We start from the raw sequence: 10,676 nt of genomic DNA on the forward strand, positions 1-10,676 counted from the left end.
GGGCCAGGGCGGACCGACGCGGTCCGCCCTGGCTCGTCACAGTGGGGACATGACCCGCCATGGGTGAGTTGTCGCGCGGGGTCCGGTTGGGCGTCGACGTCGGTCAGGTCCGGGTGGGGGTGGCCCGGTCCGATCCGCACGGGGTGCTGGCCACCCCGCTGGTCACCCTGGCCCGGGACCTGACCACCGGCCCGGACGCGGTGCCGAGCGATCTCACCGAACTGGCCCACCTCATCGCCGAGCACGAGGCCGTCGAGGTCGTCGTCGGCCTTCCGGTCAACCTCGCCGGCAAACTCGGCCCCGCCGCCCAGCACGTGTCGGCGTACGCCAACCGGCTGGCCGAGGTGATAGCGCCGGTTCCGGTGACGCTCACCGACGAGAGGATGTCAACGGTCGTCGCGTCTCGTAGGCTTGCCGAGCGGGGCGTCCGGGGAAAGCGCCAACGCGCGGTGGTGGACCAGGCCGCCGCGGTCGAGATCCTGCAGAGCTGGCTGGAAGCGCAGCGGAGGCGGACGGAATGATCGACGATCTGGACCTCGGGTTCGACGAGCAGGAGAGGGGGGAGAAGGGCCGACACCGGCGTGGCTTCGTCAACCGACGCAACGGCAAGTCGGGCGGCGGCAAGTCGGGCGGCGGGCCCGGCAAGACCATCTTCGCTCTGCTGATGGCCCTGGTGCTGCTGGGCGGCATCGGTGGCGGTGCCTTCTACGGCTTCGACCGGGTCCGTAGCCACTTCGTCACGCCGGACTTCGACGGTCCGGGCACCGGTGAGGCGCTGGTCGACGTCAAGCAGGGCGACACGGCCACCGACATCGGCAACTCCCTCTACGACGCCGGTGTGGTCAAGAGCACCAAGGCCTTCGTCGAGGCGGCCGACGAGAACGCGCGTAGCAAGAACATCCAGGTCGGCCGGTACAAGGTCAAGAAGGAGATGCGCGCCGCCGACGCGCTCACCTTGCTGCTGGACCCCAAGAGCCGCGTGGTCAACGGGGTCACCATCCCCGAGGGCATGATCACCTTGGCGATCTACGACCTGCTCGCCAAGGAGACCAAGATCCCGGTCGGCGAGTTCAAGGCCGCCGCCAAGGACCCGGTCAAGCTGGGGGTGCCGGAGTTCTGGTTCAACCGCAAGGACGGCAAGAAGGCGGCGCGGAGTCTGGAGGGCTTCCTCTATCCGGCCACCTACGAGCTTCCGCCGAAGGCGACCGCCGCGCAGATCCTGTCGATGATGGTGGAGAAGTTCCTCGACGTCACCGGGGAGATGAAGTTCGTCGAGACGGTGGAGGCCGACCGGGGCATCTCGCCGTACGAGGCGTTGATCACGGCCTCCATCGCGCAGGCCGAGTCGGTGAACCACGTGGACATGCCGAAGGTGGCCCGGGTGATCTACAACCGGGTCTACGCGGAGAAGATCGGCTGTAAATGTCTCGGAATTGACAGCGGGATCAACTACTGGCTCCGCTTGCAAGGCAAGGATCCGAAGGATTCTGATGATCTTAAACAGAGTGAAATCAACGACCCTAAAAATCCCTACAACACCCACGATGTTTCCGGTCTTCCGATTACGCCCATCAGCAACCCAGGTGAGGACGCCCTCAAGGGTGCCATGAACGCACCCCCAGGCGATTGGATTTACTTCATGACCACGGACAAAAAGGGCACCATGGGCTATGGGTCCAATGACGCCGATTACCTGCAGTTGCGGCGCACAATGTGCCGAAATGGCGTACTTTCAGGCGAGAACTGCAGATAGCGGTGCCTTAAGTTCTTGTCAACGTGCGGGTGTTGGCTGTTCTAGGCGTTGAGCTGTTGCGGCCCTGCTGTCCGTAGGGTGCATGCATGTTGCGGTCAGGGCTTTCCGGATGAAATGGGGGGCTTCCATACTCTTGGGTATCTATGTTAAATGAACCGCTTCGAGCTATAGGAGGTGGTCATGAAGAAGACCAGAGTGACGGGGCGGGTCGTAAGCGTCGCGGGCATCTCACTGCTTTTGATCGCGGGGGCGGCTGCTCCTGCGCAGGCTGCGACTCTGTCTACAACCGGCGCCAGTGGTCGGTATACTTATTACCAGAACGGCCTGTGGGAACTTTTCGCCACCGACACTCTTAGTGATGGTCACTGTGCGCAGTGGCAGGAGCGACCTTCCGGTGGATCCTGGACGTGGGTGGGCGACTCGGTCTGTAGTAGTTCCGAGCAGGGGGTTGCCTGGCTTGCGCGATCCACTTACGATATCAGGATCTGTCGGACTGGCGTTGGTAATTGCTCGGCCTCGGTCAAGCTCTGAGACCTTCGTAGATCGATGCTGAGTGGAGGGAGCTGCCGGTGAGGGCGGCGGTACTCGGCCGGCCGATCGCGCACTCCCTCTCCCCGGTGATCCACAACGCCGGTTACGCCGCCGCCGGGCTCGACGGTTGGTCGTACACCCGGATCGAGTGCGACGCCGAGGAGCTGCCGGCCCTGGTCGCCGGCCTGGGCCCGGAGTGGGCCGGGCTCTCGGTGACCATGCCCGGCAAGGAGGCGGCGCTCGCGGTGGCCGACCGGGCGTCGCCGGTCGCCGCCGCCGTCGGCGCGGCCAACACGCTGGTACGTCGTCCCGACGGCTCCTGGTACGCCGACAACACCGACGTCACCGGCATGGTGGCCGTGCTGACCTCGGCCGGGGTGCTCCCCGGGGCCGCCGTCACGGTGCTCGGCGCCGGGGGCACCGCGCGGGCCGCCCTCGCCGCCGCCGCCCGGCTCGGCGCGACCGAGGTGACCGTGGTGGCCCGCCGCCCGGCGGCCGTGGCGCAGCTGGGGCCGGTGGCGGCGGCGGTCGGGGTGGAACTGGTCGCGGTGGACTGGTCCGACGCCGCCGCGCACACCCACGCCGACCTGGTCGTCTCCACCGTGCCGAAGGGGGTCGCCGACCTGTTGGCGGCCGAGGTCGACTGGGGACCGTCCACGGTGCTCTTCGACGCGTTGTACGACCCGTGGCCGACCCCGCTGGCCGCCTCGGCGCTGGCAGCCGGTCGCCGGGTGGTCTCCGGGCTGGATCTGCTGCTGGCCCAAGCCGTCGGCCAGTTCACGCAGTTCACCGGGGTACCGGCACCGGTGGACGCGATGCGCGCGGCCCTGGTCGGGGCGCGTCGTTGACCCGCGCGGCCCTGGTCGGGGCGCGCTGCTGACCCGACCGTGGGCCGCCGCTGACCCGTCAGTCATTGTCGGTCGCTGACCCGCGACCTGCATCGCCGACTTTCCGGTCAATCAGGCGTAACCTCGGGAAGCCGGCATTCGTCTGCTGGCCGGCGAAAAGCAACCCCTTCTCTCTTATGCTTTGGTTAAGTCGTGTCGGCACTTCGATTTCGAACCTGCCACATCCACCCGTGGTCGATACGCTGCTGCCGGTAATCGTCGCCCACCCGGGGAGTGTTCCTTGAGCAGGCACGGAATCCACCGCGCCCTTCCGGCCATCAGTGGCCGACGCAAGGCCGTCGTCCTGAGTGTCCTCAGTGTCACCGCGGTCGGCGCCATCGTGGCCACGATGATGCCGCTGGTCGCCGCCGAGGTGCCGCCGATCGTGCTCTCTGCCGTCGCGGACACCACGGTCACCCAGGTCCCGCAGGACGGTGACAACGGGATCAAGACCACCCTGGCGAGCTGCCCGCAGCTCTGTGACGGCAACCGCGTCGGCCAGCGGGACGCCGTGCTGGAGTTCCAGGTGCGCGGCCTGCCCGCCGACGCGACCGACGTCAAGGCGTCGCTGCGGGTGTACGCCTGGCAGCAGTTCTCCTCCCGGATCCGGGCCCACGCCGCCCAGGGCACCGCCGTGGGGACCGGGGCGTGGCACCGACGGCCCGTCCTCGGCCCGGAGCTGGCCGCCGTCGACCGGGTCACCCAGGGCTACAACGAGTGGGACGTCTCCGGCGCGGTCAAGGGCAACGGCCAGGTCACTCTCGCGTTGACCCAGGAGACCTGGAACACCCGGATCTACTGGGCGTCCCGGGAGAACTCCAAGGCCGCGATCCGGCCCAGCCTGGTGGTGACCTACCGCCGCGGCGGACGGCTGCCCACCCGGCCGCCGGTCACCACGGTGCCGCCGACCACCGCCGCCCCGACGCCGTCGCCGACCCGTACGGTGACGCCGACGCCGACCCGGACGGTCAGCCCGCCCGCGCCGACCACGGTCGCGCCGAGCCCGACGCCGACGGTCCGGCCCAGCACCGACGTGCCTGGTTGGCGGCTGGTCTGGTCCGACGAGTTCACCGGGCCGACCGTCGACCTGAACCGGTGGAACCTGCGCGACAACGAGGGCCGCGACATCGACCGGGGCTGCAACGTCGACGACCCGGACAACACCTTCGTCTCCGGTGGGGTGCTGACCCTGCGGGCGCAACGGGAGACCGCGGTGTGCAGCTCGCAGACCCGGCAGTACACCCAGAGCTACCTGGACACCATCGGCAAGGCGTCGTTCACGTACGGCCGTTTCGAGATGCGGGCGAAGTCGCCCAACGGGCCGGCCGACTCCAAGGGCCTGTGGCCGGCGTTCTGGCTGCGCCCCGACGACGGTGGCAAGGGTGAGATCGACGTGGTGGAGCTGCCCGGCGGCGGGTCCTACTACGAGGCCGCCACCCAGGCGATCTTCTACGACTACACGCCGGTCAAGCAGGACCAGCGCTGGGACTTCCCGACCGGCCACCCGGGTGACGGCTTCCACACGTACACCACGGAGTGGGAGCCGGGGGTGATCCGCTGGTACATCGACGGCCGGCAGGTCTGGCAGCGTGACCGCAGCACCACCCCGTGGTTCGACGAGGCCTTCAACAAGCCGTTCAACCTGCGGCTGAACTTCCAGGTCGGCGGCTGGCTGGGTGACCCCGACGCGGCCACCCGCTTCCCGGCCGACTTCCGGGTCGACTACGTGCGCGTCTGGCAACGCTGAGCCGGACCAGGCACCGTACGCCGCCCGGCGGGCCCCGGCCCGCCGGGCGGCTGTTTGTCCACTGCCCCTATCGTGTCCGCCAGCGCGCGGCGGTCGGGCGGGACAGGTGGAGGGCATGACGGTGGTGACAGACCCCCGGACCCGGCAGGACGGGCTGGGCTGGGTGACCCGGGCGATCTTCGGCGACCCCCGGCTGTGGCTCGGCGTCGCGGCCGACCCGGCCCCGGTTCCCGACGGCCACCGCCCCGCCGTCCGGTACGCCGTGGTGCCCTCGGTCGAGCGGGCCAGGTTCCTGCTCCCGCTGGTCTCCCGTCGGGTCGGCGCGGCGTCGACCCTGGCGTACAACGCGCTGCGACCGCCCCGGGTACGGGCCAACCGGCTGGTGGTCGGTGTGCTGGCCGGGCTCGGGGCGACCGGGCTGGCCCGGATGCCGGTGCTGACCGTGGCGGTGCCTGTCGACGGCGACCCGGCCGAACTGCTGCTCGCCGAGCACCTGGGCCGGCTGCAGGGGCGGGCGTTGCACGCCGCGATCGGCATCCGCCCGCCCGACCCGCACCACAAGCCGACGTTGCAGCTCTTCGACGACCGGGGCGTCGCGCGGGCGTACGCGAAGATCGGGTGGAACGACGCGACTCGGGCGATGGTCCGCGCGGAGGCCGCCGCACTGCGGGAGCTGCCCCGCGACGGCGGTGACTTTCCGGACGTGCCCCGGCTGCTGCGCGAGGTGAGCTGGGGCGAGCTGGCGGTGACCCTGGTCGAGCCGATGCCGGCGCGGGTGCGCCGACTGCGCCACCCGCACCGGCCGGAGGTGGCCGCGATGCTGGCGGTGGCCCGGCGCGGCGGGCCGGCGGGAACGCCCCGCCCGTTGCGTGGTTCGGCGTTCCTGGCCGCCCTGACCGCGCGGGCCGCCACCGCCGGCGGTCCGGTGGTCGCGGCGTTGGCCGCCCTCACCGAGCGGGACGGCGACCGGTTGGTGGAGTTCGGTCACTGGCACGGCGACTGGGTGCCGTGGAACCTCGGCCGTCACCGGGGGCGGTTGGTCGCCTGGGACTGGGAGAACAGCGGCACCGACCGGCCGGTCGGGTTCGACCTCGCCCACCAGGGGTTCCAGAGTGCGCTGTCGCTGCACGGCCGGGACGTGGCGGGGGCGACCGGGGAGCTGGTCGAGGTGCTGGACCGGTACGGCGCGGCGTTCGGCCTGGACCCTGCCGGGCGTCGACTCGTCGCCGATGCCTATCTCGTCGAGCTGTGGTTGCGCACGGCGGAACTCGCCGCCGGTGGGGGCGGTTGGAGTGACAAGCTGCACCCCGCGCTGCTGCACACCCTCGCCGACCGGCTGGGCTCACCCCGCCCCTGACCGGCGGTTTCTCCCGCTGACTGGGAACAAGTGTCGGGGTCCCGACCGGAAAAACGGGGAAAAGCCACACTGCCGTCATCGCCGCTACCCGTCGCGCTCACGTTCCACTAGGGTGACCCCACTCGATCACCACAGGCCGGCGACGGCGTGGTCGGTCCGACCCGGGACGGTGTGGGGACCTCGTCCGGGGCGCAGGGTGTGGGAGGTCCGGCCGGCGGCCGGCACAATCAGGGAGCACGATGGGATCGTCACGCGTCATTCGGCTCGGGGTGGACTGCGCCCCGGGCATCGACGGACCGGACGGCGGTGACCGGCGGTGACCCTCGTCTACGGGCTCGCCGTGTTGGCCGTGCTGGTGCCGCTGGTGACCGTTCCGGTGCTGGCGTCCCGGTGGGCCTCGGCCGTCGACACGGGCCGGACGGCCGAACGGGTGCGGGTCGCCCTCGCCGGGCTGACCGCCGCGTTCGGCCGGGTCGGCGCGGCCCTGGTGGTGCTGCTGGCCGGCTCGGCCGCGATCATCACCGTCTGCTGGCCGCTCGGTGAGGCGATCTCCCGGCTCGAACCCCACGTCGACCACCCGGTCTTCGACTACGTGCACGCCCGCCGGGTCGACGCCTGGGCAGACGTCAACCTGTTCATCTCCCCGATCGGTGACCGCTACCCGCTCAAGTGGGTGACCGTGGTGGCCGCGATCTTCTTCGCCGTCGCCTGGCGTCGTCGCCGTTGGTGGATTCCACTGGTGGCGATGCCGTTGCAGTTCGTCGTCGAGCAGTACACCCAGGAGATCCTCAAGGTGGTCGTCGACCGGGGCCACCCGCCGACCGACCTGGGCACCTACCCCTCCGGCGGCTGCGCCCGGGTGCTGATGACCTTCGGCACCGTCCTGGTGCTGGCCGCGCTGACCTGGCGGCTTCCGCGCCGGGTGCTGATCGGCCTGGTCACGGCCCTGGCGGTGCTGGTCTCGGTGGAGGGATACACCCGCATCTACGCCGAGAAGCACTGGCTCACCGACGTCTTCGGCGGGTGGTTCTTCGGCACCCTGCTGACCGGCGTGATGGTGCTCGCCGTGCTGGTCGCCGACGGTCGGGTCCGCCCACCGGCCGAGCCGGTCGCCGCCCCCGACGACCGGGTGCTGACCGGTACCTGAACCCTCCCCGTCCGCACCGGCGTGACCCCTCCCCGCGCCGGTGCGGACCCGGCCCCCACCACTCCTCGAACGGAAGTTGGGCCACCGACGTGACCACCCTCCTCGTCGCCTCCACCGGTGGGCACCTCGCCGAGCTGCACGACCTGCTGCCCCGGCTCGGGGTGCAGGACGATTGCGTCTGGGCGACGTTCGACTCCCCGCAGAGCCGCTCGCTGCTCGACGGTCACGAGGTCATCCATGTGCCGCCGGCCACCACCCGGGATCCGGTGGGCGCGCTGCGCGATCTGCTGGCCGCCCGCCGGGTGCTCTGCGGCGGACGGTTCCGTCGGGTGATCAGCACCGGCGCCAGCGTCGCCATGTCGTTCTTCCTGCCCGCCGCCCGGCACGGCCTGGACTGCCACTACATCGAGAGCGCCACCCGGACCGAGGGCCCGTCGTTGACCGGTCGGCTGGTCGCCCGGGTGCCCCGGACCCGGCTCTACACCCAGTACCCGGGTTGGGCGGACGGCCGTTGGCGCTACGGCGGCTCCATCTTCGACGGTTACCTGGCCGCACCCGCCACCCCGCGCCCGGTCTCCCGGATCGTGGTGACCCTCGGCACCCAGGACCGGTTCGGATTTCCGCGCCTGCTGCAACGCCTGGTCGACGTGGTGCCCGCCGAGGCGGAGGTGCTCTGGCAGGTCGGGTCGACCCGGATCCCGCGGATGCCGGCCGGGGCCCGCCAGCAGGTGCCCCACGCGGAGATGCAGCAGGCCATGCGGGAAGCCGACGTGATCGTCACCCACGCCGGGGTGGGTTCGGCGCTGGCCGCGATGCGGGCCGGGCGCCGGGCCGTCTACGTGCCGCGCCGGGCCCGGCACGGCGAGCACGTCGACGACCACCAGGTCGAGATGGCCCGCGAACTCGACCGGCGGGGACTGGTGCTGGCCCGGGAGGCCGACGCCGTCACCACGGACGACCTGGTCCGGGCGGCCTCCTGGACGGTCGCCAGCACCGGGACGGTCCCGCCGTTCCGGTGGGAGGAACAGGCATGAGGCCAGCCGGGACCGGCAGCCCGGTGTCAGGCTCCCCCGGTCGATGCGCGATTCTCGTCCTCCGTGGGTCGTCCGGACGCGACCCGTACGGCAGGACCGGACCGAGCCGGTGGTCGAGCGGGCCGGTTCGGTCGATGGTGGGAAATGTCCGGGCAGAGCAAGCTACGCACGATCTCACTTCATCTTTGGGGGCGCCAGTGCTTCACAGAACGTCTCGACCGGTGTGGCGGCGGTGGTTCGCCGCGCTCGCCGTACCGGTGCTCGCGGTCGGCCTGTTGGCCGCGCCCGCCCGTGCGGCGAACCTCACGCCGGTCACCAGCACCCTCACCTCGGCGGACCCGGCGGACAACATCCCGCACGCGCAGAACGGTGACACCAAGGCATTCGCCGAGATCGGGAACACCGTCTACGTCGGGGGCTCGTTCACCTCGGTCAAGGCCGCCGGGGCGGCGAGCTGGACCACCCGCAACTACCTGTTCGCCTACGACCGGGCCAGTGGCGCGCTCAAGGCGGACTTCACCCCGACGCTGGACGGCGCGGTGCACGCCCTCGCGGCGAGCCCCGACGGCAAGCTCATCGTCGGTGGCGCGTTCGTGAACGTGAACGGCGTCAGCCGCAAGAACCTCGTCGAGCTGGACCCGAGCACCGGCGCGACGGTCACCGGCTGGGTCGGCCGCAGCGACGGCGGCCTGGTCCGGCGGACCATCGTCGTCGGCAACAAGCTCTACATCGCCGGCGCGTTCCACTGGGTCAACGGCACCCAGCACTCGCTGCTCGCCCGGCTCGACGCGACCACCGGCGCGATCGACCCGACCTTCCAGATCGACGCCAGCGTCGCCCGCGCGAGCAGCGAGCTGGTCTGGGGCCTCGCCGTCGCACCCGACGGCAAGACCCTGGTCGCGGTGGGCAACTTCACCGAGGTCAACGGCCAGTCCCGCAACCAGGTGGTGGTCGTCGACCTGGACGGCACCCCGGCGGTCGCGGACTGGAGCACCCAGCGCTACGTGGCCCCGTGCTACAGCGCGTCGTTCCCGTTCTACGCCCGGGACGTCGACTTCTCCGACGACGGCACGTACTTCGTGATCATCGCCGACGGTGGCCGGGGTGACGGGGCGTACTGCGACGCCATCGCCCGCTTCGAGACCGCCGACCGGGGCTCCGCGCTGGACGCCACCTGGGTCAACTACACCGGCACCGACTCGGTGACCTCCGTCGAGGTGGCCGACAACGTGGTCTACGTGGGTGGTCACTTCCGCTGGCTGAGCAACGCCAACGGCAACGACTCGGCCGGCTCCGGTGCGATCAACCGGTTCGGCCTGGGCGCGCTGGACCCGATCAACGGCCTGCCGCTGACCTGGAACCCGACCCGTTCGGGCGCCCCGACGGGCACCACCACTTGGGGCCCGATCATGTGGGAGCTGTGGCGGGGCAGCAACGGCCTGCTGGCCGGCTTCGACTCCGACGGTCTGGGCAACGAGTACCACGGCCGGATGGGCCTGTTCCCGCTCGCCGGTGGCCGTACCGTCGCGGCGACCAACGCGCCCTCCGCGTCGTCCGGCTTCCTGTACGTCGGGACCGCCAACGGCCAGGCCACCAAGGTGCCGTTCAACGGCAGCACGCTGGGCACGCCGGTGAGCAGCAGCCAGCCGAACCTCACCTCGGCCGGCGCGGCGTTCTCGATCGGCAACAAGCTCTACTGGTCGAAGACCGACGCGACCGCGCCGAGCGGCAGCTACCTGGACGTGTCGATCTTCTCGGGCGGCTCGGTGGGCGCGCCCTGGATCAGCAGTGGGTACAACAACTGGTTCAACGCGGCGACGATGAGCGGGGCGTTCTACCTCAACGGCCGGATGTACTACACCAAGGCCGGCACCAACAAACTGTTCTACCGTTACCTGGAGCCGGACGGCTACATCGTGGGCTGCACCGAGTTCACCCTGCCGAGCGCGGGTCTGAACTGGGGCAACGTGCGCGGGATGGCCTGGGTCAACGGCAAGATCGTCTACGGCAACACGCACGGCGCGCTGAGTGCGGTGCCGTTCGACGAGACCGCCGTCGACGGTGCCGCCTCGGTCGAGCTCGCGCCGGCCAGCACCGACGTGACGTGGTCGAGCAAGACGCTGTTCTTCGCCACCTCCTGATCCGCACCCGATCCGGGCGGTCCGTCGGTGTCTCCGGACACCGGCGGACCGCCCGTACCGTAGGGGACCGGTCGGCTGT

At 70.7% G+C, this 10,676-nt stretch carries 8 protein-coding genes; all 8 read left to right on the forward strand.

All coding sequences use genetic code 11. The annotated features are described in order from the left end of the window. Positions 1-59 precede the first annotated feature (59 nt). The 8 genes from ruvX (at position 60) to ACIG87_RS11825 (ending at position 10,597) form a co-directional block, all read left to right on the forward strand. Positions 60-521, forward strand: a complete 462-nt coding sequence (gene ruvX / locus ACIG87_RS11790) for a Holliday junction resolvase RuvX (RefSeq protein ID WP_396850434.1) — start codon at positions 60-62, stop codon at positions 519-521. Beyond that, on the forward strand, positions 518-1,753 hold the full coding sequence (mltG, locus tag ACIG87_RS11795) for an endolytic transglycosylase MltG (RefSeq protein ID WP_396850436.1): 1,236 nt from the start codon (positions 518-520) through the stop codon (positions 1,751-1,753). Before ruvX ends, mltG begins: the two co-directional genes overlap by 4 nt. 569 nt (positions 1,754-2,322) lie before the next feature. Further along, on the forward strand, positions 2,323-3,132 hold the full coding sequence (locus ACIG87_RS11800) for a shikimate dehydrogenase (RefSeq protein ID WP_396850438.1): 810 nt from the start codon (positions 2,323-2,325) through the stop codon (positions 3,130-3,132). A 280-nt stretch (positions 3,133-3,412) separates the two neighbouring features. Next, positions 3,413-4,918, forward strand: coding sequence for a family 16 glycosylhydrolase (locus tag ACIG87_RS11805; RefSeq protein WP_396850439.1), 1,506 nt, complete (start codon positions 3,413-3,415; stop codon positions 4,916-4,918). A 115-nt stretch (positions 4,919-5,033) separates the two neighbouring features. Continuing rightward, positions 5,034-6,275: a hypothetical protein gene (locus ACIG87_RS11810; protein ID WP_396850441.1), complete on the forward strand. Its 1,242-nt coding sequence runs from the start codon at positions 5,034-5,036 to the stop codon at positions 6,273-6,275. Positions 6,276-6,591: 316 nt separating this feature from the next. Then, entirely contained in the window at positions 6,592-7,422 is an 831-nt protein-coding gene (locus ACIG87_RS11815) for a phosphatase PAP2 family protein (protein ID WP_396850443.1), read from the forward strand. An 89-nt stretch (positions 7,423-7,511) separates the two neighbouring features. Next, entirely contained in the window at positions 7,512-8,456 is a 945-nt protein-coding gene (locus tag ACIG87_RS11820; protein WP_396850444.1) for a glycosyltransferase, read from the forward strand. Positions 8,457-8,590: 134 nt separating this feature from the next. Further along, positions 8,591-10,597, forward strand: coding sequence for a delta-60 repeat domain-containing protein (locus ACIG87_RS11825; RefSeq protein ID WP_396850445.1), 2,007 nt, complete (start codon positions 8,591-8,593; stop codon positions 10,595-10,597). Positions 10,598-10,676 lie beyond the last annotated feature (79 nt).

This window comes from Micromonospora sp. NPDC051925 (genome assembly GCF_044548625.1).
Taxonomy (GTDB): Bacteria; Actinomycetota; Actinomycetes; order Mycobacteriales; family Micromonosporaceae; genus Micromonospora.